Genomic DNA, 26,171 nt, shown 5'->3' with positions numbered 1-26,171 from the left:
GCAATTAAAATAATCATAATAACGTTTAGATCATTGATGAAAAAATTAGCACCTTCTCTTATTGCAATAGTTATTACTATTTCCTTATATAACAACTCTAGTTATGCAATAGGTTTACCTAAAAATTCTATTAGCAATAATCCTCAATGTCTTATAGACGTTCCTAGGTTTGATCGCCCTTTAGTCAATGGAGATATAAACACCTTACCTATAAATGTTGAAGCTAACCAATTAAAAGCATTCTATCCCAGTATTGCCATATACAACGGCGAAGTATTAATAGAACAAGGTAACCGTACAGTTCAAGCAGATAAAGTAACAATCGATACCCAAGATAACAATAATAGAATAGTAAAGTTAGAAGGCGATATTACTTATCAAGATAATTTAATACAAATGAAAGGCGATGTTGCATCAATGAATCTAAATAATAATGATGCCAATATGAGTCCAAGTCAATATCAACTTGTCAATAGACTTGGTCGCGGTAATGCCGATCAAATGAAATTCGAAAAAAATCGATATATTATTTTAAAAAATGGCAACTATACATCTTGCCCTGTCAATGATAGTACTTGGAACATCAAGGGAACAACTGTCATTCATGATAATGAAGAACAATTATTAGAAGTATGGAATGCCATATTTAGTATTGGCAAAGTCCCGGTTCTATATTCACCTTATTTACAATTACCAACTGGAGATAAACGTCGTTCAGGACTATTAATGCCTAATTTTAGCTATGATAGTATTGATGGCATTGATTTTTCAATACCAGTTTATTGGAACATTGCCCCCAATTACGATGCAACATTTACGCCTAGAGTCTTGCAAAAACGTGGAGTTCAATTACAAACAGAATTTCGCTATTTAAATGAATTAGGCTTAGGAACACTTGCATTTGACTGGCTACAACACGATAGTAAATATAGTGAGGATAGAAATAATCATACCAATGGTAACAATTATGATAACAATAGCCACCGTTGGTTATTCCATTGGAAAAATGAAGAATTAATTAATTATAATTGGCGTTTCTATGCTGATACAACTCGAGTTAGTGACAATCAGTATCTAACAAACCTAAATTCTAAATACGCATCCCAAACTGCAGGATATTTAACACAGTTTTATAAAATGGCTTATAATGACGAAAGTTGGGATATTACTTTAGGCTATAGACATTTTCAACCATTTCATTCGGGGCTAAAAAACTCTCTTTATCAAACTGAACCACAACTGGATGTGAGTTATTACAATAATGATTTGGGACCATTCAAATTTAGAACATTTTCTCAAATATCTCGCTTTTTGACTTCTGGAGAAAATAAACCTAAGGCATGGCGGACTCATATTGAACCAACGCTAAATTATACCTTAACCAATTCTTGGTCATCGTTAACTTCAGAAGTAGGGTTTATGGCAACCCATTACAATCAAGATAATATTAAGAAAGAAATTGAACAATATAAATATTTAAACAAAAGCGTAAATCGTTTTTTACCCAAATTTAGTATTGATGGTAAAGTCATCTTTGAGCGTGACATACCTTTTATCGATGGTTATACACAAACCTTAGAACCTCGAATAAAATACATATATATTCCATATCGAAATCAGTCTAATATTAGCAACTATGACTCCACTATATTACAATCCGATTATATTGGTCTATTTAGAGATCAGCCCTATAGTGGTTTAGATAGGATTGCCTCAACCAATAAAATATCCACAGGGTTAACCTCTCGATTCTATAATGAAAATAAGATTGAAAAATTTAACTTATCAATCGGGCAAATTACTTATTTTACTAAATCAAAAACGAGTGAACATAATAACGATTTAGACGAAAACTCTGATACAGGTAGCATCACTTGGGCATCTGATAATTTTTGGCGTATAAGTGATGATATAATCTTCCGAAGTGGCGTCCAATATGATACCAGAATTGATACAATTTCGTTAGCTAACACAATATTTGAATATCGCCCATCAGGCGATAAATTAATGCAATTATCTTATCGCTATGCAAACCGTAACTATATTGGCACTGTTGATAAAAATCCTTCTTATAGAGGCTATAAGCAAGATATTTCTCAAGCAGGAATAATGACTACTTGGCCATTATCGCAAACCGTTAGTGCTGTTGGCTCATATTATTATGACGTTAAATTAGAGCAAACCACTGATAGCTTTGTTGGTTTACACTATAGTGATTGTTGTTGGGGAATGACGGTTCAATATGGTAGAAAGCTAACCGATTGGGACAATATTTCTCGAAAAAGTAAATATGAAAATAAACTGTCTGTTAATTTTGAACTAAAAGGGTTAGGTAATAATCGAGATACTAAAGCTAAAATGCTGAATTTTGGTAAATTACCATACACAACAGCATTTGAGTAAAATATTTCTTTAAATATAAATTATCGATAAATTTATTGCAGACTATCAATGCTGCAACAATAAAATGAGTTGAATCAATATGAAATTATTAAAACTATTTATCGCGTTAAGTCTAAGTTTCAGTTTGGGAGTTATGACTCCATTATCTGCTAATGCAGCACCCAAGATTGTCGAAAAAGTTGCAGCAATTGTTAATAATAATGTCATTTTAGAGAGTGATGTTAATGATATGCTAAAAACAATTAAAGCAAGCACCGATTCTAAAAACCTACCTGATGATAAAGTGCTTAGAAAACAAATTATTGATCGTTTAATTATTGAAAATCTAATTTTACAGAAAGCAGCTAAAGCTAAAATTACGGTTAGTGATGATGAAGTAACCAATGCCATTGATAGAATTGCAGCAGAAAATGGTATGACCATCGATCAACTTCGAAGCAAACTGTCGACAATGGGAATCAGTTATAGCTCCTATCGAGAAAGAATCCACAATGACATGTTAATTGAAGAAACTCGAATGCACGAAGTAAAACCGAGAATCAAAGTTTCAGAAAAAGAAGTAGAAAATTTAGCAAAAAATATTGCTCGCCAACCAACTAACAATATTGATGTTAAAATTAGTCATATTTTGATTTCCATTCCGGAGAAAGCATCTAAACAACAAATTGATAGCGCTCTAAATAAAGCTCAAGATATTATCAATCGAGCTCAAAAAGGTGAAAATTTTGCTAAATTAGCCACTTCATATTCAAACGATGATCTTGCTTTAAAAGGTGGTAGTATGGGCTGGCATAAACTTAACGAATTACCTACACTCTTCGAAGAGCGTTTAATTCGCGCCCCAAAAGGTAGTATTATTGGTCCAATCCGTTCTGGCGTTGGTTTACACATTATAAAAGTTGATGATACTCGTTCAGAAGCGCCAAAAACCATCACAATTCAAGAAGTTAATGCACGCCATATTTTGGTTAAAACAAACGTCCTAGTTACAGACAAAATTGCACAACAAAAACTAAACGATATTCGTAAATCAATTACTAGTGGTGTAACAACTTTTGAAGCTGCGGCTAAAGCAAATTCTGAAGATAGAGGATCAGCCGAAAAAGGCGGTAATTTGGGTTGGAATCGACCTGAAATTTATGATAATGGATTTAGAAATGGCTTAGCTCAGCTAAAAAAAGGTCAAATTAGTCAACCTGTAAAATCATCTTATGGTTGGCATTTAATTCAATTAATCGATACAAGACAAACAGATGGAACAAATGCAATGAAAAAGGATCAAGCTTATCGACTTATTTTTAATCGTAAGTTTTCTGAAGAAGCCCAAGCATGGATTCAAGAAATAAAAGGTGACGCATATATCAAAATTACGGGTGAAGATAAACATGAATAATCGTGTACATCAAGGACACTTTGCTCGTAAAAGATTTGGACAAAACTTTTTACATGATGATTACATTATCGAAAGTATTGTTGCAGCAATACAGCCTAAAAAGGACCAAGCTCTAGTTGAAATTGGTCCAGGGCTTACAGCATTAACAGTACCTATAAGTAAATATGTTGATCATTTGACAGTTATAGAAATCGATAGAGATCTAGCGGGTAGATTAATTGAAAATCCAATTTTACGTAATAAACTAACTGTTATAAAACAAGATGCTCTAACTTTTGACTTTAATCAATTGGCAGTTCAATTAAGAAAGCCACTGAGAGTATTTGGTAACTTACCCTATAATATCTCAACACCTTTGATGTTCCATTTATTTGAGCATGCAAATATTATTTCAGATATGCATTTTATGCTACAAAAGGAAGTAGTTACGCGGCTAGTAGCGGCTCCTAATAGCAAAAACTATGGCAGACTTAGTGTTATGGCACAATATTATTGTCAAATTATTCCCGTATTGGAAGTTCCTCCTACGTCTTTTAAGCCTGCGCCAAAGGTAGATTCTGCGGTAGTTAAATTAATACCATATAAAGAGAAACCTTATCTAGTCAAGGATATAAAAATTCTTTCTCGATTAACTACAGAAGCATTTAATCAAAGAAGAAAAACTATCCGCAATAGTCTAAGTAATATGTTTACTATAGAACAATTAGCCGAATTAAATATAGATCCAAATTTACGTGCAGAAAACCTATCAGTACAACAATACTGTCAACTAGCAAACGCATGGAAATAAAACTATGGCAAATTTTCTTATTGGTGATATTCATGGATGTTATGATGAATTTATGCGATTGCTTGAAAAGGCTAAATTTTCGTCATCGGACACTTTATGGCTAACTGGGGATCTCGTTGCTAGAGGACCAAAATCACTAGAAGTTCTAAGATTTGTCAAACATAATAACGACCAAATTCGATTGGTATTGGGTAATCATGACCTACATTTATTATCTATTTACGCCAATGTAACACCTGCGAAAAAAAAAGATAATCTTGAAGACATCATTCATGCACCAGATTTTGATGAATTAATAAATTGGTTACGTAAGCAACCTTTGATTCAAATCGACGAATCATTAAAGCTAATTATGACTCATGCGGGTATTTCACCGCAATGGGATCTTAAAACATTGAAAAAATGTTCTCATGATTTAAACGTTATTTTATCTAGTGACTCTTATGTCCTATTCCTTGATAAAATGTATGGTAATTTTCCTGATGAATGGCAACCAGAATTACAAGGGTTAGATAGACTACGTTATATTGCTAATGCATTAACTCGTATGCGTTTTTGCTATGAGGACGGTCGGTTAGATTTCTATTATAAAAAATCACCTGAGCATGCACCATCAAAACTGAAACCTTGGTTTCTGTTACCGAGCAAAATCCCAAGCGAATATAGTATCGCTTTTGGACATTGGGCAGCATTAAATGGAAAAGGTACCCCCAAAAACATTTATGCACTTGATACAGGATGTTGCTGGGGAGGAAAACTAACATGCTTACGATTTGAAGATAAAAAATATTTTAAAAAGAAACCTATCGAAATAAAAAACTAAAATACAACTATGAAAAGGTCATTTATTATGTCTATTCTATCTGTTATTAAATCAATATGGAAAGTTATTAATTTTATTAGAGAAATATTTCTTAACTTAATTTTTCTCATTATTATCATTTTAATCTTTAGCTGCATATCTTTAATCAAAGAAGCACAAAAAAAAGAAATCATTCCACAATATGGAGAATTAGTTTTAGATATTGAAGGGACTATTGTTGATAATACACTTTACAGTGATGAAATCTATGCCTTACAAAACAAGATTTATGGCAAGAAAGTAAATACTTCTCGCGAAAACAGTTTATTTGAATTAACGCAAAAAATAGCCCAAGCAACAACAGATCCGAATATTACAAGCATAGTTCTTAAATTAGATAATTTTACTGGCGCAGATATGAGTTCACTACAATATATCGGCAAATATTTGAAAAAATTTAGCGAAGCAAATAAACCCATTTATGCTTTCGGTTCAAATTTTGATCAAAGTCAATATTATCTAGCCAGTTATGCTAATAAAATATATTTAACCCCACTTGGTTCTGTTGGTGTATATGGGCTGGCTGCTAATAACCTATACTATAAATCCTTACTAGATAATTTAAAAATTAATACACATGTTTTCAGGGTGGGAACTTATAAATCAGCTATTGAACCTTTTATTCGCAATGACATGTCTGAAGCAGCTAAAAGTAATACGACACGCTGGTTAACACTTATGTGGAATGATTATCTTAATGATATTTCTACACAAAGAAAAAAGGATGCTACACAATTAGTTCCAGCACCAAATGTTATGTTAGAAAATTTAAAAGCAACTAATGGTAATATGGCTCAATACGCTATTTCGAATGGACTAGTCGACGCTATTGCATCTAATTACCAATATGAATTAGAATTTAACAATAAACATGAAGTCAGTATCTATGATTATCAACTTAAATCAAAAGATAAAAAAACTGTTGGTAAAGACAATGGTCAAAAACCGCTTATCGCAGTTGTTTTCGTCAATGGTACCATTACTAATGGTGAAAATAATAGTAACATTGCTGGTAGCCAAGACATTGTTGAACAGTTAAGGAATATTCGTAAAAACTTAAACAAACACAACATTCAAGCGGTTGTTTTACGAGTAAATAGTCCAGGAGGAAGCGTTGATGCCTCTGAAGCAATTCGTAGCGAACTAGAAGCACTACGTAGTTATCAAATACCTGTTGTAATTTCTATGGGAGGGATGGCTGCATCGGGAGGATACTGGATATCAACCGCATCAGACTATATAGTTGCAAGCCCAGATACGATTACTGGCTCTATCGGTATCTTCGGTATTATTCCAACATTTGAAAACTCTTTATCTCATATAGGAGTTTATAGTGATGGGGTAACAACCTCACCGTTAGCTGGTAATACCTCAACAAAAAATCTACCTGACGAAATGAGTCAATTAATTCAAATGAATATTGATAAAGGTTATCAAACTTTTATTTCGCTAGTAGCAGAAGCAAGAAATATGACAACAGAACAAGTTGATAAAATTGGACAGGGTCAAGTCTGGCTAGGTTCAGAAGCAAGTAAAATTGGACTTGTTGACAAACTAGGGGATTTTGATGATGCTATTGAAACCGCAGCAACATTAGCTAATTTAACTGACTATGAAATTGACTGGCAAAAACCACAAGGAAATTGGTTTAATGCATTTTATTCAGATATGTTAGCGGCGTTACCTAAATCAACAGCAGAAATATTTTTTGAACAGCTTCCAGAAGCAAAACAGCTTCAACAACATGTTTCTTTATGGCATCAGTTTCACGATCCACAAAATCGCTATATTTACTGCCTAAATTGTGCAGATATCCATTAATAAACAATCATTATCTACCATTCCTGGTGGTAGATAATGATTTTTTCTTAAATTTATAACTAATTGTTTCTATCTGTTAAACTATTTTTTCCTGATTGGAAAAAATAACGCATATGATCTAACGCTTCTTGAATATATTGATAATTCGGGGTTTCATTAATCTCACGATTATGCAAATCCATATAATGACTAATTCCTAATCTATTCACAAGATAAATATTATCATTTGTTTTCACTGCATAAGAGCTATAATTAGACATCAAAAGCCAGTTACGATTAGTTATTGGTTCAAATAAATCATAACCTGTTGAATAATCACTTATATCATTTTTTACATATAAATAATGTTTCATTAGGGTCGGAACAACATCTTCATGACTAGTCATTTTATTACGATTATTTTCAAGATTCTCTAACTCTTTTCCACCAATAATAATAAAAGGTACCTTTGTTTGTGCATCAGTATAATTACCATTATGTCCCCAAAAACCGAGTTTATTGTCATTCATTTCTTGTGAATGATCACCGGTAATAATTATTAATGTATCATCTAATGTTCCTGTTTTTACAAGTTCATCATAAATATTTTTCAATAGATAATCATCATAATAAACACTTTGCTTGTAACGATTAAAGATTGGTAACGGATCGGTATCATTATTTAAAGTCATATAATTAAGATCACCAATAGGTTTAAATTTCACTAAAAAATCGTCAGGAAAGTCATAAGCATGGGGAGCATCATAAAATAAAAAAGAGAATGTCGGTTTAGAAGCATCGCGTAACTTATACCATTTAAGCCAATCATCAGTAATTTGTTTATCTCTACTAGATGCAGAGCCGTTTTTACTACTAATTCTTAAATTTTTGATAGTAACAAATGCAGTCCTATCAAATTCTGGAGCAGTAACTTTTGCTGAGGTAAAAATGCCAATATTATAGCTTTCTTGCTGTAGTGTTGTGATAAATAGTGAAGGAATACTATTCCGTAAAAATGAATCCCAATATGTACCGGGAATGCCATAAAACAACCCAAAAATTCCTGTTCGCGTTGCATTACCAGTTGAATAATGATTATCAAAAATTACACCATTATTTTGTTTCACAAAACGAAATGTATTCGGTGAAATTTCTTCACTAAACGTATCATATCTCCAAGAATCCAAAACAATAAACATAATATTCTTAGTTTTTTTATTTTCTGGATTGATCTCTAGCTGTTTTTTGGGGTAATCTACATTAGCATTGCTATTATCCTTGTTATACACAACTTTCCGTTGCCCTTTTTCATCAAAAAAACCCATGATTTTTTTTGACGTAAATGGTCGGTAAAGAGGTATATATTCTTTTACAACCATAATTGGCGAATAAGCGTAATAAAAAGCAATCATATGCACCACATGGCTAATTAAAAATGATCCAAAAAGAAATATTGTAGAAAATAAAACAATTCTTGATTTTTTATGCAATGCAGTTAATTTATTGTTAAGGTAATAAAGAATAAAATACTCCACGCAAAATACAATAACAATAAGCATGAACATTAAAAAATAGGTAATTATCGAAAAATCGACAACCTGACCAGATAGGACCATCGATAAAACAGACTGATTTACATGAAACCGGTACTGTTGAAATACAATCGTATCGACATATAACCCAATTTGAATAAAGCTAAATATTATAGCGAGAATAATATTACAAACAGATTGTTTGAACAAAAGAAAAGGTATACAAACAATCAAAAGTAATAGATAAGCCGAGAAAAAATGCCCCAATACAGCAAAAACAGAAAATACAACACTAGGCCAATTAAATGATACCTCAGGAACAACAAAGAAGCGAATTGCTAGTATTGATGAAATAAATAGATTAATTAGGACAAAATAGTATAATTTTTTCATATTTTTCAGTATATTATTGATTCAATATAATAAGAATTATACTGCATTTTATATTAAAACATCTGCTCAGCTGAAGTTTTTTAAAAAACTAGTACTTAAAAAATACAATTCCAATAAAGTTTTAACAAAAAGGGCTCAATTTAGAGCCCTTTTATCTGATTAAAATGAAATTATCGACGATCTGCAAAAATTCTTAAAAGCATAATAAATAAGTTAATAAAATCAAGATAAAGTGTTAATGCACCTAAAATAACAAAGCGTCTAAACATATTAGGATCATCGTATGATAATTGCTCTCCAAAATCTTTTAGTTTCTGTGTATCATAGGCAGTTAACCCAGCAAAAATGAACACACCAATATAAGTTATCCCCCACATTAACGGTTCGCTTTTCATAAAGATATTAACTAAAGAGGCTATTACTATACCAATTAATCCCATAAACAAGAAACGGCCAAAACCTGATAAATCACGTTTTGTTGTATATCCGTAAAATGCCATTGCAGCAAACATCCCTGCTGTGATAAAAAATACACTTGCAATAGAAGATGATGTATAAACAATAAAGTAGATTGAAAACGTACAACCATTTAAAACTGAATACAGCATAAACAATGTTGTTGCAGCAGCTCCAGATAAACGGTTGATGAAACCAGAAATGACAAAAACCAATCCTAGTTGAGCTATCAATAATACCCACATACCTTGGTATAATAGTTGTAAAAGTTCTATGCTAGTAGATGCATACCATGCAACTAAAGCCGTTAATAGTAAACCAACAGTCATCCACCCATAAACATGACTCATATATGTTTGGATACGACTACCTGATTGTTCAATGACTGAACCATTAGGTGTATAATTTTTCATTAATTACCTCTCATTAAAAAGAATGATATAAATTTATATCATTATATCTTAAATAAATACTAATACCATTTTTTCAATGCTTCTTTATCTGTTTTTTTTGCTTCAACCCACCTTTCTCCTTGAGGAGTTCTTTCTTTCTTCCAAAAAGGTGCTTCGCTCTTTAATATGTCCATGATGAATTCTACCGCTGCAAACGCATCTGAACGATGAGCACTACTCGCTCCCACAAAGACAATTTGTTCATTCGTATTAATTTCTCCTATTCGATGAATTATTGCAATTCGACTTAATTGCCATCTTTCTCTAGCTTGATCGGCAATCTTGGCTAAAACTTTTTCAGTCATTCCTGCATAGTGTTCTAAAAACAGGTTTATTGTTTGATTTTCAATACTACGAACTTTCCCCACAAAAGTAACAACGGCACCATCTTGTGGCAATTGTGAAAGCCAATCATTTAGCTTATTAATATCAATCGACTGCTCACTAACTTTAATAAGATCCATCATATTATCCACCAGTTACAGGAGGAAAAAATGCAATCTCGTCACCTTCTTGCACAATATAATTAAAATCAACCAATGTTTGATTTATAGCACATAGAACTGAACTTTCTTTGAACGCTAATAACCATTGATCACCACGTTTACTTAACTGTTCAATAAGGCAAGAAACTGAAAGTTGATTAGCATCTAACATAACACACTCAGCCCCAACTAATTCTCTAATTTGAGCGAAAAAAATAATTTTATTCATCTTCTATCTATTAAACCTTTTGGGCAATAAAGTCACCTGACTTACCACCACTTTTCGTCAACAATCTTACTTGGGAGATCACTATATCTCTTTGAACAGCTTTACACATATCATAAATAGTCAAGGCTGCAACAGATGCAGCAACCATTGCCTCCATTTCAACACCAGTTTGTCCATTCAAGCGACAAAATGATTGGACTTGAACACAATTTTTTATTTTATCTACTTCAATGTTAATTTCAATTTTACTTAAAAAAAGAGGATGACAAAGCGGAATAAGCTCCCAAGTCTTTTTAGCTGCTTGAATCCCAGCAATCCTTGCCGTTGCAAAAACATCGCCTTTATGATGTTTACCCTCAATAATCATCTTCAGTGTTCCAGCATTCATTAAAACTAATGACTCAGCTCTTGCTTCTCGTGTTGTTATTAGTTTTTCTGAGACATCAACCATGTAGGCTTCACCTCGCTGATTAATATGCGAAAATGATTCACTCATCCTTTAATCCTTAACATTTTATTAATCATCAATTTTTACCAAGATAGCAAATTTTATTAATAGTTACTACTAATCCTTTTTAGGCTATTAATGTAATAAATATAGATGGATAAAAACTAGATTGTTTTTATAACTTTTGCGGGTTATGTAAAAACTGCGTACAATATAGTTTTATATAAATTATAATATCTGTGATTTTTTAATGCTTATCGCTCATATAGCCTTACCTGTACCACTTTACCAAATATTTGATTATCAATTAACTAAACCTGCTCAAGTTGGAATGCGGGTTAAAGTTCCTTTCGGTAAACGTGACGCAATAGGAATTATTGTTAATATTGACGAAAAAACCGAATTTGATATTAAAAGCTTAAAAACGATTACAAGTGTCATTGATACTGAACCTGTTTTTACACCTTCTATTTGGCGGTTATTAAACTGGGCTGCTAGTTATTACCATTATCCTATTGGCGAAGTTCTATTCCATTCTATACCTGTTTTATTACGACAAGGAAGAAAAGCAATCAAGGAAGAAATAAAACAATGGCAATTAACTCAATTGGGAAAAAATATTGATCTAGAATCGTTATCACGGACTCCGAAACAAAAATTATTATTATCGTCATTCAGAAATAGTACTCTTTCAGAAAATGACGTAAGTAACACTATTTATAAAGAATTACAGAAAAAAGATCTGATAGAACAAGTAAGCTGCCAATTAGATAATATTCAATGGCAAACCAATTTTTCAACAAATACTAGTTCAATTCAGCTAAATAAAGAACAGGCCTATGCTATAGAAACAATCAACAAAAAAAACTATCAATTTGAAGTATTTTTATTAGAAGGAGTGACTGGCTCGGGTAAAACAGAAGTATATCTAAATATACTATCTAATATATTAGCTACAGGTAAACAAGCATTAGTACTAGTTCCAGAAATTGGATTAACACCACAAACTATTAAACGTTTTAAACAACGGTTCAATGCGCCAATTGATATTTTACATTCAGGATTAACGGATAAACAAAGACTAGCAGTTTGGCTAAGAAGTAAAAATGGAGAAAATGCTATAGTTGTCGGTACTCGCTCATCACTTTTTACTCCATTTAAAGACTTAGGTATGATTATTATTGATGAAGAACACGATAGCTCCTATAAACAACAAGAAGGTTGGCGCTATCACGCTCGAGATTTAGCAATTATTCAAGCTAAATTTAATAATATTCCAATTGTTTTAGGCTCTGCAACCCCATCGATTGAGACACTCAATAATGCACAAAAACACAAGTACCATTTATTACAATTAACTGAAAGGGCTGGTAATGCAACGCTTGCAAAACAGTCGATTTTAGATCTACGTGGGTTAGTACTTACTGCTGGTTTATCTCAACCGTTGATTGAGAAAATAAAAAAGCATTTATCTAATAATAATCAGGTCATGTTATTTTTAAATCGTAGAGGGTTTTCACCATTATTAATATGCCATGATTGTGGTTGGATTGCTGAATGCCCTCGTTGTGATAGACCCTATACATTACATCAAAAACAAAACAAACTTATATGCCATTATTGTGATACACCAAGAACAGTTCCCAATCAATGTCCAAAATGTGGTTCCACCCATTTAATACCAATTGGATTTGGAACAGAACAACTTGAACAACAGCTTGGGATCCTTTTTCCTAATATCAAGATTAGTCGCATTGATCGAGATACAGTGAGTAAAAAAGGCGCATTAGATAACTATTTACAAAGTATCCAACAAGGTGGTGCACACATTTTAATTGGTACCCAAATTTTAGCTAAAGGGCACCACTTTCCTGATGTCACTTTAGTTGGAATTATCGATGTTGATGGTGCTTTATTTTCAAGTGACTTTCGAGCAACTGAGCGATTTGCTCAAATTTATACACAGGTATCAGGAAGGGCAGGCCGTGAAACTAAAACAGGGCAAGTTATTTTACAAACATATCATCCTAAGCATCCTTTACTTAATGTTTTACTAACTGAAGGCTATCAAAAATTTGCCAAACTAACATTACAAGAAAGACAATATACCCAACTACCACCATTTAGTTACCAAACATTAATTCGTGCAGCAGATCGCAATAATCATTATGCTCCAGCTTTTTTACAACATATTTATGATTGGTTAAAACTACAATATGACCATACACTATGGCAACTTGGACCAATGCCAGCAAATCATCCCAAAAAAGCAGGATACTATCGTTGGCAATTACTGCTTCAACATACAAATAGACAACAATTACAGAAAATATTAAACCAACTATTAATGGAAATAAATAAATGGACTGAAACATCAAAGTTGAAATGGAGTATTGATGTAGATCCTATTGATAATTAGGATAGTATATTTCCACCAATATTAATTGGTGGAAATAATAAATTATAAAATTATTTTACCAGCATTTTTATCTAGTGTTGCTTGACCAATCCCTGAAACTTCTTTTAACTGCTCAACAGAAACAAAAGGTCCAAATTTTTCCCGATATTCGATAATTTTCTGGGCTTTATTTGCCCCAATTCCAGTCAATACTTTTGATAATTCTTCTGCTGTTGCAGTATTAATATTTACCTGAGCAATTTGCTTTTGTTCCTTTTTAACGGGTGAGGATGCTATAGCAGTCGAATCAGCAAAACTCATGTTTGAAAAAATGAAGCTTGATAATAAAATAAGTAATAGTGAAAATATTTTCATTTAATTAACCTCTAAAAATAGTTACGCAAGTAAATTTGCGTAATAACTATCTCACTTAACCAAATAAAAAAATTTTATAAATTATAAAGACGAGAAAAGTCACCCAAGTGACTTTTCTTTTTTCCAATTATTGCTATTATTTTGAGAAACAAATCACAAATTAGAATCAGGCATAATTTCAATTTTAGCCTTAGAACGAATATCTTCAGCAAAATAATAATGGGTATTATTAACAAATAAAGGTAACAACTCAGAAGAAATATTCTCATATTCTTTTGGTGTATCAACTTTAGTTAATACAACAATAGTAGCACTTTTATCATCTAAAAACTCCACACCATAAATACGCTTTCCACTTACTGAAGGATTTAAATTAAAAACCATATTAATAACTTTTTTATCTAACTCTTTTGAATTACGATTCAAAGTATATTTTTTAGTAAACTGTATATTTTTAGCATATCCAGTTTCCTTTAACTGAGTTAATATATCATCAACAGTTGACTTAAATTGGTTTTGAGCCATTTTATTAAAGATTTTTTTATGGATTTCATCTTTAACTTCATCAAATGGGGCTATACCTTCAGGTCGATAATCAACAGTTTGCACAACAAAATTATATTTTTCATTATTTCTGTCAGCATATATTAAATCAGATATTTTGTTCGTTGCTTTATCATCAACTATCATGTCTTCACTAAAAACTACATCTCTAACTTCTGGGTAATAAGCAAGTGAAAACTTATCATTATAAGTGATCCAATCCGAAACAATTACATCAAGACCAACTTTATTTGCAAGCTCCTCAATAGTCTTAGGCGAATCACTCAATGCAGTTTTAATTTTATTTTCTTCTACATCTAAAGCTTGTTGTATTCTTTGTTTAGTAAGTTTTGAATTAATTTGATATTTTGCATAATCATAATCCATAACTTTTCTAGGTTGTATATTATCCAATTTCACTATTACATAACCGCCGTCAACAATTATTGGTGATGAAATTGCTCCTGCTTTTTTCAATTTAGCATCTTTAAAGACTTGCGGTAAAGAATCATCATCAGCAAACCAACCCAATGAACCATTTTGACCATATGGAGAAACAGCATTATTTTGGTTAAAAGCCTTAACAAAGCCTTCAAAATCAGCGCCAGAAGAAAGATCTTTATAAACCTTATTAGCTTGCTCTTTATTAGAGATAAAAATTACACTATAAGCTTTTTTAGCTGGATATGAATAAGCACTAATATTTTTATCATACTCATTTCTGATTTCGTCTTTAGTAATGTTAATATTTTTCGCTAATGCATTTTCTGAACTCAGAATGTATTTTACTTTTACTCGTTCCTTTTTAAAAAACTCTTTTAAATTTTCTTCATAATATTTTTTTTCGTCTTCGAGCGTTATATGTTCCCCATCAACATTACTTGCGGAGGTATCAACTGAAACAGCATATATACTTCTAGTTTGATTTTTAAGTGAAGATATTTCTGAATCAACTGGCAAAACAAAACTACTATTAGTTAGCGCATCAATAACCTGTTGTTGCTGTAATACAGTTTTTATAATTTCAGCATAACTATCTGGCGTAAAACCATTTTCAGCAAGAAGACTCAAATAGCTTTGGTTATCAAACTTACCATTCTTAAAAAATTCCTTTTGTTTTATAATAAATTTTTTAATTTGTTCACTACTAATGACAGCACCAGTCTCCTGTGAAAATTTATATGCTAAATAATTATCTATTTGATAAGATAGCACATTACGGCGTAATTGCTTAATAAAAGCACTATTACCACCAGCTTTATCAGTTACAGTTCTCGCTTGAGCTTCAAATTCAGCTCTACTAATGCCTTCACCATCAACTTTCGCAATATATCGTTGCTGATCACCTGCACTATTATTGCCATTACCAAAACCTAAAAATCCAACGCCAGTAAAAATAAAACATAAAATAATTATTGCAAAAATAATCTTAACAGCAATATTATTTGCTGCTGTTCGGATCGTTTCCATCATTTCTTACGATTCTCCGTATACCTAATGTTTAATTTTGGAAGTATAGCATATTTAACCAAATTGGCTATTGTCAGAATATTAAGTCTAAAAAAAGATCAACATTAAGTTGATCTCTTTTCCAATTAAAAAATGATTAATTTAAGCTTGCAGTGCTCCTAACGCTACTTTTTAATTTCTTAATAGACTTTTTAGCTGGTTGCTTTAATTTTGTTTTTTTAGCCATAGGTTCAATGCCAAATGGATTGTTTTGTAGAGCAATGGATAACACCTCATCAATCCATTTTACTGGATGTATATCGACTTCAGATTTCACATTATCGGGGATATCTTCTAAGTCTTTAACATTATCCATTGGAATTAATACAGTTTTAATTCCACCTCGATGCGCTGCCAATAACTTCTCTTTTAGTCCACCAATAGGTAAAACTTCACCCCGTAATGTTATTTCACCAGTCATAGCAACATCAGAACGAACAGGATTACCCGTTAATGTTGATATCAATGAAGTACACATTGCAATACCTGCACTTGGACCATCTTTGGGAGTTGCACCATCGGGAACATGCACATGAATATCACGTTTCTCATAAAAATCACTATCAATACCCAACTTTTCTGCACAAGATCGAACAACTGTCAATGCCGTTTGAATTGACTCTTGCATAACATCACCTAATGAACCTGTATAGGTTAGTTTTCCTTTACCTAATACACTTACAGATTCAATAGTAAGCAAGTCGCCACCCACCTCTGTCCACGCAAGACCGATTACCTGTCCGATACGGTTTTCATTATCCGTTTTACCATAATCAAAACGTTGTATCCCCAAGAAATCTTTTAGGTTATCTTGTGTCACTATTACTTTTTTCAATTTACTATCTAATGCTAGTTTTTTAACAACTTTACGACAAATTTTTGCAATTTCTCTTTCTAGGCCTCGAACACCTGCTTCACGAGTATAATAACGAATGATAGCAATAATAGCTGAATCATCAATACTAATTTCTTTTGATTTTAAGCCACTATTTTCTATTTGCTTAGTAATTAAATGTTGTTTAGCTATATTCAACTTTTCGTCTTCAGTGTAACCAGAAAGACGAATAACTTCCATTCTATCTAACAGAGGTGCAGGAATATTCATAGAATTGGCCGTTGCAACAAACATAACATCTGATAAATCATAGTCAACTTCTAAATAATGATCATTAAAAGCATTATTTTGCTCTGGATCAAGTACTTCTAATAATGCAGATGCAGGATCTCCACGCATATCCGACGACATTTTATCAATTTCATCTAATAAAAATAATGGATTTTTAACACCTACTTTTGCCATTCGTTGAATTAGTTTTCCTGGCATTGAACCAATGTAAGTACGCCTATGCCCTCGAATTTCAGCCTCATCACGCACTCCTCCTAAAGCCATACGAATATACTGGCGTCCTGTTGCTTTGGCTATAGATTGACCTAGCGATGTTTTCCCCACTCCCGGTGGTCCAACTAAACATAAAATAGGCCCTTTAACTTTATTGACTCGTCCCTGAACAGCCAAATACTCTAAAATTCTATCCTTTACACGTTCAAGTCCATAATGATCTTTATCTAAAACTTTTTGTGCATCTTCAATACCTTTTTTAGTTTTACTACATTTATACCAAGGAACTTGAATCATCCAATCAATATAGCTTCTAACAACTGTAGCTTCAGCAGACATTGCTGGCATCATTTTTAGTTTATTTAATTCTGTTAATGCTTTATCCGCAGCATCTTTTGGCATTTTAGCTTTAGTAATTTTATCTTTTAACTCTTCATATTCATCGGGTTTATTATCTATATCGCCTAATTCCTTATGAATAGCTTTAATTTGCTCATTAAGGTAATATTCTTTTTGAGCTTTTTCCATTTGCTGTTTAACTCTTTGTCTAATATTCTTTTCAACTTGTAATAAATCAATTTCTGATTCCATCAGTGAAATCAGTAATTCAAAGCGTTTGACAAGATTAGCCGTTACTAAAATTTCTTGTTTTTGTTCAACTCTTAGAAAGAGTGTAGCAGCAATAGAATCAGCCAAACGAGATGGTTCTTTTACTAAACGGATAGTATCGACAACCTCTTGAGTTACTTTTTTATTAAGTCTTGAGTATTCATCAAAGTTAGACAACGTTAAGCGAATCATAGCTTCACTTATATCTTCAGCCTTTTTGACTTCGCTTAATGGCTTAACTTTTGCAATAAAAAATTCCTTCTTTTCCTGCACAGCAACATCAACCATTTTTGCTCGCTGAACACCTTCAACAAGAACCTTTACAGTTCCATCAGGCAATTGAAGTAACTGTAAAACATTAGCTACAGTTCCGACTTCATATAAATCATCTATATCAGGATCATCTAAAGAAGGATCTCTTTGAGTTACAAGAAAAACTTGTTTATTCATATCCATTGCACTTTCTAGACAACTTATTGATTTACTTCGACCAACAAAGAGAGGAATTACCATATGAGGAAATACAATAACATCACGTAATGGTAAAATAGGCATAATCATATGTTTAGTTCGTTTTATATTCATTTTATTCTCTCTAGTAGTACAACCTATCAGGTAAATATTGGGTTCGTTTTTGGATATTCAAGCCTATTTTCTTTGATTTAAATATACATCATTTTTGTAGCATCTTGACAATATTAAGAAACTTTATTTCAGTATTAATTTGAGGTCAAAGTTCTTACCACCATATTTATGATGGCAAGTTTATATTTCAAGCAGATAATTCAGAACTCTCACGAAGCACTAATTTCGGTGCTTGAGAACATTCTACAGTCTCTTTATCTACAATAACTTTTTTAATAGATTTCATTGATGGCAAGTCATACATTGTATCTAATAATATATTTTCTACAATTGAACGTAACCCCCGAGCTCCTGTTTTACGTTGCATAGCTTTTATAGCAATAGCATCCAAAGCTTCTTTGGTAAACTCAAGTTCAACACCATCTAACTCAATCAAAATTTGGAACTGCTTAGTTAAAGCATTTTTAGGCTGAGTTAGAATATTAATTAAGGCATTTTTATCAAGTTCGGATAATGTGCCAATAACGGGCAATCTTCCGATAAACTCTGGAATTAATCCAAACTTGACCAAGTCTTCTGCTTCAATTTGCGCTAACAATTCGGATTCAGAAATTTTATTTTTAATACTTTTTACATCAGCACCAAAACCTATTCCAGTATTAGCCGACACTCGATTTTCAATGACTTTATCTAGGCCACTAAATGCTCCACCACAAATAAACAGAATTTTTGAAGTATCAACTTGTAAAAACTCTTGCTGAGGATGTTTCCGTCCCCCTTTCGGTGGAACCGAAGCAATAGTTCCTTCTACAATTTTCAATAAAGCCTGTTGAACTCCCTCGCCTGATACATCTCTAGTGATAGAGGGATTATCAGATTTTCGTGAAATTTTATCAATTTCATCGACGTAAATAATACCTCGTTGTGCTTTTTCAACATCATAATCACAATTCTGTAATAGTTTTTGAATAATATTTTCTACATCTTCACCAACATAACCTGCCTCAGTTAATGTTGTTGCATCTGCCATTGCAAAAGGAACATCTAAAAAACGAGCTAAAGTTTCGGCTAATAACGTTTTACCGCTACCTGTAGGACCTATAAGTAAAATATTACTTTTTCCTAATTCAACATCTCTGCGACTTGCAGAAGTGCGTAATCGTTTATAATGATTATAAACAGCAACAGATAAAACTTTCTTTGCACGATCTTGGCCAATTACATACTCATCAAGATGCTCTCTAATTTCATGTGGTGTGGGCAATGGTTTATTGATAAACTCTTCATGAGAAAGAAAACTTTTCGTTTCTTCTTTTAAGATATCATTACACAATCCTATACACTCATTACAAATATAAATAGATGATGGTCCAGCAATAAGTTTACGAACTTCATGCTCGCTTTTACCACAAAAAGTACAATAGAGTAATTTTTCTGAATTTTCTTTATTCACTTTTTTACCTACCTAATATTAAGATCTTTTGCTATATATGGCATCAACTAAACCATATTCAACAGCTTTATCCGCAGACATGAAATTGTCACGATCTGTATCTTTTTCAATCACACTGATATCTTGACCTGTGTGTATTGCTAAAATATTATTTAATCGCTGTTTTACCTGTAAAATTTCTTGTGCATGTATTTGAATATCAGACGCTTGTCCTTGAAAACCACCTAAAGGCTGATGAATCATTACTCGAGCATTGGGTAAACAATAACGTTTACCTTTAGTTCCCGCTGTTAAAAGCAGTGATCCCATTGAACACGCTTGCCCTAAACAAATTGTACTAACATCTGGTTTTATAAATTGCATTGTGTCATAAATAGCCATACCTGCTGTCACAACACCGCCAGGTGAATTAATATACAAATAGATATCTTTATCAGGATTTTCAGCTTCTAGAAATAGCATTTGAGCAATAATAAGATTTGCCATATTATCTTCGACCTGCCCTGTCAAAAATATAACTCGTTCTTTTAATAATCGTGAGTAAATATCATAAGCTCGTTCACCGCGAGAGCTTTGCTCAACAACCATTGGAATAACACCCATATATGATTCTAAAGGCATTTTTATCTCCTAATTAAATAAAATAGCCCAAACAGACAATCCTTATTTGGGCTTTAAAGCAATTTTTTAAAATTAAATAGCAAATGAATTAGGCTATTTGCTGATTCATTAATTCAGAAAATGAATAATTCTTTTCTGTTACTTTTGCGCTAGCTAATAATAGATCAACAACTTGATCCTCTAGTGCTACAGATCGAATATTATCCATTGCTTTTTTATCTTTACGATAATATTCTAAAACTTCTTTCGGATCTTCATATGCAGTTGCAATTTCGTCAATTAATGCCTGAACACGAGATTCATCTGCAGTTAATTTATTACTTTCAATTATTTCACTAAACAGTAAACCGGTAGCAACTCGTTTTTTAGCCTCAGCTTCAAATAATTCTTTCGGTAACTCTATATTTTGTTTTACATTACCGCCAAAACGAGATACTGCTTGTTGGCGTAATACGTCAACTTCGCGGTCAACTAATGCGCTAGGTATATCAATTTCATTATTTTTAACTAAACCATCAATAGCTTGTACTTTAATTTTATTACGGATTGTCGTATTTAGTTCTCTAGTCATATTCTTACGAACTTCTGCTCGTAGACTTTCAATACTACCATCAACAATACCAAAGCGTTTAATAACTTTTTCAGTAAGTTCTGGTAATTCAAGTTCTTCAACTTTTTTTAGTGTTGCCGCAAATATGGCTGGTTTACCTTTTAAATTTTCAGCATGATAGTCTGCAGGGAAAGTCACATTGATATCAAACTGATCACCTGTTTTATGACCAATAATGGCATCTTCAAATCCAGGAATCATTCGACCTTGTCCTAACACTAATGCAAAATCATCCGCTTTACCACCTTCAAATTCAACACCATCAACTTTACCTAAAAAATCTAACGTTACACGATTCTGCTCTTTCGCTACTTCATCAACTATTTTCCAAGTACCTTGTTGTTTACGTAAAGTATCGATCATTGTTTCAACATCAGCATCTGCAACTTCTGCAACCGGTTTTTCAACTTCAATTTTATCTAAATTTTCAACTTTGATTTCTGGATAGACTTCAAATTCAACAGTGAAAGTATAATCTTCACCATTTTTATATTCTTGTGGAGTATAAGTAGGGACGCCTGCCGGATTTAATTTTTCTTGAATAATTGCTTCAACAAAATTTCGTTGCATTAAATCACTTAATGCATCTTGCAAAATAGAAGCTCCATAACGTTGCTCAACAATTTTTAAAGGAACTTTCCCTTTACGAAAACCATCAATACGCACTTTTTTGGCGGTATTAATAAGTTCTTTATCAACCGCTTTTGTGATATCCTCTGCTTTAATTGTAATTGATAAACGTCGACCTAACCCTTGTGTTGTTTCTACCGAAACTTGCATCTTTATACCTCGAAATTATTGAATATCATCTGCCCATAATTATATAAAAACGATAACTGAGCTAGAAAATTAAAAAATAGGCATGCATTATACCGACCGTAATCGTCTACGTCGAGACATTTAATTGTTTCTTCTCAAGCGCTTTCAAACGCTTATTCATTTCATCAATATGTAAAACCAATGAAGCTGTTTTTCGCCATACCTTATTTTCTTGTAATGGAATACCTGATGAATAAACACCTGGTTGTGTAATTGGACGCATAACCATTCCCATACCTGTTACAGTAACTTTATCACATATCTCCATATGTCCATTAATAACACTAGCACCACCAATCAAACAATGACGACCAATAGTCAAACTCCCAGCCATAATAACACCACCAGCAACAGCTGTATGATCCCCAATAATATCGTTATGAGCAATCTGACATTGATTATCAATAATAACGCCATTTCCAATAATAGTATCATCAAGAGCACCGCGATCGATTGTTGTTGATGCACCAATTTCAACATTATCTCCAATAACAACACGACCTAACTGGGGAATTTTGACCCACTTACCTTTATCATTAGCATAACCGAACCCATCTGCCCCAATTACAGTTCCAGATTGGATTAAGCAATTTTCACCAATAATACAATTATGGTAAATAGAAACATTAGCCCATAATTTTGTACTAGCACCAATTTTTGTATTTTTACCAACAAAACAGCCAGCACCAATAATACAATTATCGCCTAATACTACACCACTTTCAATCACTGCGTTAGCACCAATAGATACATTACAGCCTAACAGTACAGTAGAATCAATCACTGCTGATGTACTAATGCCTTTGGCCGGTTCTGGAGTAGTATCAAGAAGTTTGGCTAATTTTGCGTATGCAAGATATGGATCTTTTACAATAAGCGCCGCACCATGCCAATCTTTAAGAGTATCTTCTGTCATCACTACAGCAGAAGCTTTGCATTCTAATAAATGATTTTGTAATTTTTTATCAGACAAAAAAGTAATCTGCCCAGATACAGCATTTTTCATTGATGCTATACCGGTGATAGTTAAATCACCGTCACCATGTAATTTTGCATCAAGATGCTTAGCTAGTTGCTCTAAACGACAAGCCAACATTATTTTTTAACCTTTTCCAATACTTTATCTGAAATATCAACTGCATTCGAAGCAGATAATGTAGCTTCAGCCTTTAAAATAATGTCGTATTTTTCTGTTTCGACAATATCTTTAACAGCTTCTTGGATTTTAGTTAGTAATTTTCCTGCTTCTTCACCTTCACGTTTGCGATAGTCTGCAGAAAACGCTTTAGCTTTATTTTCAAAATCAGAAATCATTTTATTTAATTTAGATTTTTCAGAAGAAGACAATGTTAAACCATCCTTCTTTAAGCGTGCAGCAGCTTCACCCGCTTTCTTTTCTTCTTCTTGTAATGATTTAGCTCTTGCTTCAAATTCGTTATCCAAAGCCTTACCAACTGATTCACGTTGAGGCATACGCTGCAATACTGCCATAACATCAACCACTCCAATTTTAACTTCAGCATTTGCAAAACCAGCGACAAGTAATGTAATACTAACTGCAAGAATAGATATAATTTTTTTCACTTTAACCACCTATGTGTTTTTTTATTTATAACATGGAATTACCACGTTGAACCTATATTAAACTGGAACTGCTGAGATGAATCTCCATCATATTTCTTTAATGGATGAGCATATGAAAAGACCAAAGGACCTAATGGCGACATCCACTGCACAGCAAGACCAGCCGACATCCTAACATCCGATGGAGAGCTATAGTCGGGAATATCACGTCCCTTTAAATTCCACTCGGTATCCCATACAGTACCAGCATCAAAAAAGAAAGATGTTCTTAGATTGTCAGCGTACTTTTCTCCAGCAAACGGAGTTGGAACAATTAGCTCTGTACTAACAAAAGCAATGGCATTACCACCTATGGCATCTTTTGATTTTGTGCATCCAAATGTATTATCTAAGTTATCACAAACACCTGTTTTATTGAAATATACAGCTTTAGGTCCAACAGTATTTGATTTAAAACCACGTAGTACCGATGCGCCACCAGCATAAAAATTTTCATAAAATGGTAATTCTTTACCACCAAAACCTCCCCCATAGCCGAATCGAGTGCGAGTTAAAAAGATCCAATTATGATCATTATCAATTGGGTAATAGTATGATGCATCTGAGACTAGTTTATAGAATCGATTATCAAATACTGGTGCAGTAACTTTGGCACTCGCGGTCATTTTTAATCCCTCAGTTGGAAAAAAACCACGATCTAAAGAATTATATGTCCAATAAGCATTTAATAATAAATCATTTGTATCATAAGTAAATGAATGCTTATTTTTCATGTTTTTACCCATAGAATCAAAATAGCGCCACATACTATACTGAGGTTTCATATCAGATAAATTATGGTTAGCAAATTCTGAACCAAAACGAACAAAATTATTTTCACTAATTGGGAAGCCGAAATCTACTGATGCCCCCCATGTTTTACTTGAGTATTCTGATTCATCATCTTTATCGTCATTTTTATAGGTATTATAGTAAACACTACCTCCTAAGCTTACCCCATCAACGGTAAAATAAGGATTAACAATAGAAATAGATGCAGTTTTATCGGTATCAGTTGTGTTAACATCAAATGAAACACTATTACCAGTACCTAACCAGTTGTCTTGAGAAATACCTGCATTAAAGCTAACACCACTATCAGAACCAATACCAACACCAAATTTAATACTACCTGTATTACGTTCAGCTACTTTATAAATAACATCAACTTGATCATCCACACCTGACACACGCTCAGTATCGGCTTCAACAGTATCAAAGAATCCAAGTCTACTTAAACGTTCTTTTCCTAACTCAACTAATCCATTACTTAACCAAGCACCTTCCATTTGCCGAAGTTCACGGCGGATTACACTTTCGCTTGTTACTGTATTACCTACTATTTTAATATTACGGACATAAAAACGTTCACCCACATCAACAAAGATAACTAATTTAACTGTATTTGCTGCATCATCCATTTCTGGTTGAATTGAAACTTTAGGATATGCATAACCAAAATTAGCCAATAAACGCTTAATGTTATCTTCAATTTCAGTAATTTTTTTACCATTATAAAGTTCGCCAATTGCTACTTTTTCATTAGCAATTTTGGCAATTGCATCTTTATGATTTGCAAAATTACCCACAAATTCAAGTTCAGATAACTTATACTGTTCACCCTCATGGATATTGATTGTAACGTAAATACCTTTTTTATCTGGTGTTAAACTGACTTGTGTTGACTCGATATTAAAACGAGCGTAACCCCGATTTAAATAAAAACTCTGCAATTCATCTAAATCTGAAGCTAACTTTTGCTTTTGGTATTTACGATCGCCAAGCATGTTCCACCAAGGTACTTCATCGCGTAAAGTAAACCGCGAAATAAGTTCTTCTGATGAAAAAGCTTTAGTTCCAACAATATTAATTTGATCAATTAACGCCGATTTCCCCTCTGCCACAACTAATTTTAAATCAACACGATTACGCGATAGAGGAGTTACAACCGCTTTAATTTGAGCATTATATTTACCAACACTATAATAAAAATCTTCTAAACCCTTTTCTATGCCTGAAAGCATAGTGCGATCTAATGCTTCACCTTCACGAATACCAGAACTATCTAAATTTTTCTTAAGTATGTCATCTTTAACTGACTTATTACCAGAAAAAGTGATGCTAGCGATAGTAGGACGTTCTTCAACATGAATAATTAACCGATCACCATCACGAGAAATGGTAATATTATCAAAGTTACCACTAGAATAAAGCGATTTGACAATACGACCTAAGTCAGATTCATTAACATAGTCACCGACTTGAACTGGCATTTCAAGTAATGCGGCCCCAACAGTCACACGCTGTAAACCTTCGAATTTAATATCCTTTACCACAAAATCATCAACACAAAATGCATTGGAACTATATAATGCTGTTGTAGTACTAAACAGCAAAGATGCTATAAGTAATTTATTTATTTTCATCGTAAATGTTTATAACCT

20 protein-coding genes are annotated in these 26,171 nt (G+C 32.7%); 6 read left to right on the top strand and 14 right to left on the bottom strand.

Features of this window, described 5'->3' with window-relative positions:
* Nucleotides 1-36 precede the first annotated feature (36 nt).
* From lptD to sppA, 5 genes are all read left to right on the top strand, one after another.
* Nucleotides 37-2,403: an LPS assembly protein LptD gene (gene lptD / locus GQ594_RS00715; RefSeq protein WP_160411040.1), complete on the top strand. Its 2,367-nt coding sequence runs from the start codon at nt 37-39 to the stop codon at nt 2,401-2,403.
* A gap of 79 nt (nt 2,404-2,482) precedes the next feature.
* Complete coding sequence (gene surA, locus GQ594_RS00710; RefSeq protein ID WP_160411039.1) at nt 2,483-3,796, top strand: peptidylprolyl isomerase SurA; 1,314 nt, start codon at nt 2,483-2,485, stop codon at nt 3,794-3,796.
* Nucleotides 3,789-4,586 carry a 16S rRNA (adenine(1518)-N(6)/adenine(1519)-N(6))-dimethyltransferase RsmA gene (gene rsmA, locus GQ594_RS00705; protein WP_160411038.1) on the top strand — a complete coding sequence of 266 codons (798 nt, stop codon included), beginning with the start codon at nt 3,789-3,791 and terminating at the stop codon, nt 4,584-4,586. The genes surA and rsmA overlap by 8 nt, the downstream gene beginning before the upstream one ends.
* 4 nt (nt 4,587-4,590) lie before the next feature.
* Entirely contained in the window at nt 4,591-5,409 is an 819-nt protein-coding gene (gene apaH, locus GQ594_RS00700) for a bis(5'-nucleosyl)-tetraphosphatase (symmetrical) ApaH (RefSeq protein ID WP_160411037.1), read from the top strand.
* 27 nt (nt 5,410-5,436) lie between these two features.
* The gene (sppA, locus tag GQ594_RS00695) at nt 5,437-7,269 is read left to right on the top strand and encodes a signal peptide peptidase SppA (RefSeq protein WP_160411036.1); all 1,833 of its coding nucleotides are present in this window, start codon (nt 5,437-5,439) and stop codon (nt 7,267-7,269) included.
* A 59-nt stretch (nt 7,270-7,328) separates the two neighbouring features.
* Here sppA and GQ594_RS00690 read toward each other — a convergent pair whose 3' ends face one another.
* From GQ594_RS00690 to moaC, 5 genes are all read right to left on the bottom strand, one after another.
* Nucleotides 7,329-9,173 (bottom strand): sulfatase-like hydrolase/transferase, encoded by a 1,845-nt coding sequence (locus GQ594_RS00690; RefSeq protein WP_160411035.1) that lies wholly within the window; start codon nt 9,171-9,173, stop codon nt 7,329-7,331.
* A 170-nt stretch (nt 9,174-9,343) separates the two neighbouring features.
* On the bottom strand, nt 9,344-10,042 hold the full coding sequence (locus GQ594_RS00685) for a Bax inhibitor-1/YccA family protein (protein ID WP_160411034.1): 699 nt from the start codon (nt 10,040-10,042) through the stop codon (nt 9,344-9,346).
* A gap of 59 nt (nt 10,043-10,101) precedes the next feature.
* Nucleotides 10,102-10,548 (bottom strand): molybdopterin synthase catalytic subunit MoaE, encoded by a 447-nt coding sequence (gene moaE / locus GQ594_RS00680; protein WP_160411033.1) that lies wholly within the window; start codon nt 10,546-10,548, stop codon nt 10,102-10,104.
* A gap of 1 nt (nt 10,549) precedes the next feature.
* The gene (gene moaD / locus GQ594_RS00675; RefSeq protein WP_160400553.1) at nt 10,550-10,795 is read right to left on the bottom strand and encodes a molybdopterin synthase sulfur carrier subunit; all 246 of its coding nucleotides are present in this window, start codon (nt 10,793-10,795) and stop codon (nt 10,550-10,552) included.
* A 10-nt stretch (nt 10,796-10,805) separates the two neighbouring features.
* Nucleotides 10,806-11,291 (bottom strand): cyclic pyranopterin monophosphate synthase MoaC, encoded by a 486-nt coding sequence (gene moaC, locus GQ594_RS00670; RefSeq protein WP_160411032.1) that lies wholly within the window; start codon nt 11,289-11,291, stop codon nt 10,806-10,808.
* A gap of 202 nt (nt 11,292-11,493) precedes the next feature.
* On the opposite strand from moaC, the gene priA reads away from it, so the two are divergent.
* Entirely contained in the window at nt 11,494-13,662 is a 2,169-nt protein-coding gene (gene priA / locus GQ594_RS00665) for a primosomal protein N' (RefSeq protein WP_160411031.1), read from the top strand.
* 42 nt (nt 13,663-13,704) lie between these two features.
* Here the strand turns inward: priA and GQ594_RS00660 are convergent, their stop codons facing one another.
* The 9 genes from GQ594_RS00660 to bamA all read right to left on the bottom strand — a co-directional run bounded on the left by GQ594_RS00660 (nt 13,705) and on the right by bamA (nt 26,153).
* Entirely contained in the window at nt 13,705-14,016 is a 312-nt protein-coding gene (locus GQ594_RS00660) for a ComEA family DNA-binding protein (protein WP_160411030.1), read from the bottom strand.
* A gap of 153 nt (nt 14,017-14,169) precedes the next feature.
* Nucleotides 14,170-16,032, bottom strand: a complete 1,863-nt coding sequence (locus GQ594_RS00655; RefSeq protein WP_160411029.1) for a SurA N-terminal domain-containing protein — start codon at nt 16,030-16,032, stop codon at nt 14,170-14,172.
* A gap of 133 nt (nt 16,033-16,165) precedes the next feature.
* On the bottom strand, nt 16,166-18,601 hold the full coding sequence (gene lon / locus GQ594_RS00650; RefSeq protein ID WP_160411028.1) for an endopeptidase La: 2,436 nt from the start codon (nt 18,599-18,601) through the stop codon (nt 16,166-16,168).
* 187 nt (nt 18,602-18,788) lie between these two features.
* Complete coding sequence (gene clpX, locus GQ594_RS00645; protein ID WP_160411027.1) at nt 18,789-20,054, bottom strand: ATP-dependent protease ATP-binding subunit ClpX; 1,266 nt, start codon at nt 20,052-20,054, stop codon at nt 18,789-18,791.
* An 18-nt stretch (nt 20,055-20,072) separates the two neighbouring features.
* A complete protein-coding gene (clpP, locus tag GQ594_RS00640) occupies nt 20,073-20,675 on the bottom strand; it encodes an ATP-dependent Clp endopeptidase proteolytic subunit ClpP (RefSeq protein ID WP_160411026.1) in 603 nt (200 codons plus the stop codon).
* A gap of 88 nt (nt 20,676-20,763) precedes the next feature.
* Nucleotides 20,764-22,065 carry a trigger factor gene (gene tig, locus GQ594_RS00635; protein ID WP_160411025.1) on the bottom strand — a complete coding sequence of 434 codons (1,302 nt, stop codon included), beginning with the start codon at nt 22,063-22,065 and terminating at the stop codon, nt 20,764-20,766.
* A gap of 106 nt (nt 22,066-22,171) precedes the next feature.
* Complete coding sequence (gene lpxD, locus GQ594_RS00630) at nt 22,172-23,200, bottom strand: UDP-3-O-(3-hydroxymyristoyl)glucosamine N-acyltransferase (protein WP_160400544.1); 1,029 nt, start codon at nt 23,198-23,200, stop codon at nt 22,172-22,174.
* Nucleotides 23,200-23,688, bottom strand: coding sequence for an OmpH family outer membrane protein (locus tag GQ594_RS00625; RefSeq protein WP_160411024.1), 489 nt, complete (start codon nt 23,686-23,688; stop codon nt 23,200-23,202). Before GQ594_RS00625 ends, lpxD begins: the two co-directional genes overlap by 1 nt.
* 38 nt (nt 23,689-23,726) lie before the next feature.
* Nucleotides 23,727-26,153 (bottom strand): outer membrane protein assembly factor BamA, encoded by a 2,427-nt coding sequence (gene bamA, locus GQ594_RS00620; RefSeq protein ID WP_160411023.1) that lies wholly within the window; start codon nt 26,151-26,153, stop codon nt 23,727-23,729.
* Nucleotides 26,154-26,171 lie beyond the last annotated feature (18 nt).

Source organism: Gilliamella sp. Pra-s52, assembly GCF_009795805.1.
Taxonomy (GTDB): Bacteria; Pseudomonadota; Gammaproteobacteria; order Enterobacterales; family Orbaceae; genus Gilliamella.
This window is presented reverse-complemented; position numbering and strand designations above follow the sequence as displayed.

What these genes read in the sequence shown, in the direction of transcription:
- lptD (WP_160411040.1), top strand. Translation starts at nt 37, where the DNA reads ATGAAAAAATTAGCACCTTCTCTTATTGCAATAGTTATTACTATTTCC.
- surA (WP_160411039.1), top strand. Translation starts at nt 2,483, where the DNA reads ATGAAATTATTAAAACTATTTATCGCGTTAAGTCTAAGTTTCAGTTTG.
- rsmA (WP_160411038.1), top strand. Translation starts at nt 3,789, where the DNA reads ATGAATAATCGTGTACATCAAGGACACTTTGCTCGTAAAAGATTTGGA.
- apaH (WP_160411037.1), top strand. Translation starts at nt 4,591, where the DNA reads ATGGCAAATTTTCTTATTGGTGATATTCATGGATGTTATGATGAATTT.
- sppA (WP_160411036.1), top strand. Translation starts at nt 5,437, where the DNA reads ATGTCTATTCTATCTGTTATTAAATCAATATGGAAAGTTATTAATTTT.
- GQ594_RS00690 (WP_160411035.1), bottom strand. Translation starts at nt 9,173, where the DNA reads ATGAAAAAATTATACTATTTTGTCCTAATTAATCTATTTATTTCATCA.
- GQ594_RS00685 (WP_160411034.1), bottom strand. Translation starts at nt 10,042, where the DNA reads ATGAAAAATTATACACCTAATGGTTCAGTCATTGAACAATCAGGTAGT.
- moaE (WP_160411033.1), bottom strand. Translation starts at nt 10,548, where the DNA reads ATGATGGATCTTATTAAAGTTAGTGAGCAGTCGATTGATATTAATAAG.
- moaD (WP_160400553.1), bottom strand. Translation starts at nt 10,795, where the DNA reads ATGAATAAAATTATTTTTTTCGCTCAAATTAGAGAATTAGTTGGGGCT.
- moaC (WP_160411032.1), bottom strand. Translation starts at nt 11,291, where the DNA reads ATGAGTGAATCATTTTCGCATATTAATCAGCGAGGTGAAGCCTACATG.
- priA (WP_160411031.1), top strand. Translation starts at nt 11,494, where the DNA reads ATGCTTATCGCTCATATAGCCTTACCTGTACCACTTTACCAAATATTT.
- GQ594_RS00660 (WP_160411030.1), bottom strand. Translation starts at nt 14,016, where the DNA reads ATGAAAATATTTTCACTATTACTTATTTTATTATCAAGCTTCATTTTT.
- GQ594_RS00655 (WP_160411029.1), bottom strand. Translation starts at nt 16,032, where the DNA reads ATGATGGAAACGATCCGAACAGCAGCAAATAATATTGCTGTTAAGATT.
- lon (WP_160411028.1), bottom strand. Translation starts at nt 18,601, where the DNA reads ATGAATATAAAACGAACTAAACATATGATTATGCCTATTTTACCATTA.
- clpP (WP_160411026.1), bottom strand. Translation starts at nt 20,675, where the DNA reads ATGCCTTTAGAATCATATATGGGTGTTATTCCAATGGTTGTTGAGCAA.
- tig (WP_160411025.1), bottom strand. Translation starts at nt 22,065, where the DNA reads ATGCAAGTTTCGGTAGAAACAACACAAGGGTTAGGTCGACGTTTATCA.
- lpxD (WP_160400544.1), bottom strand. Translation starts at nt 23,200, where the DNA reads ATGTTGGCTTGTCGTTTAGAGCAACTAGCTAAGCATCTTGATGCAAAA.
- bamA (WP_160411023.1), bottom strand. Translation starts at nt 26,153, where the DNA reads ATGAAAATAAATAAATTACTTATAGCATCTTTGCTGTTTAGTACTACA.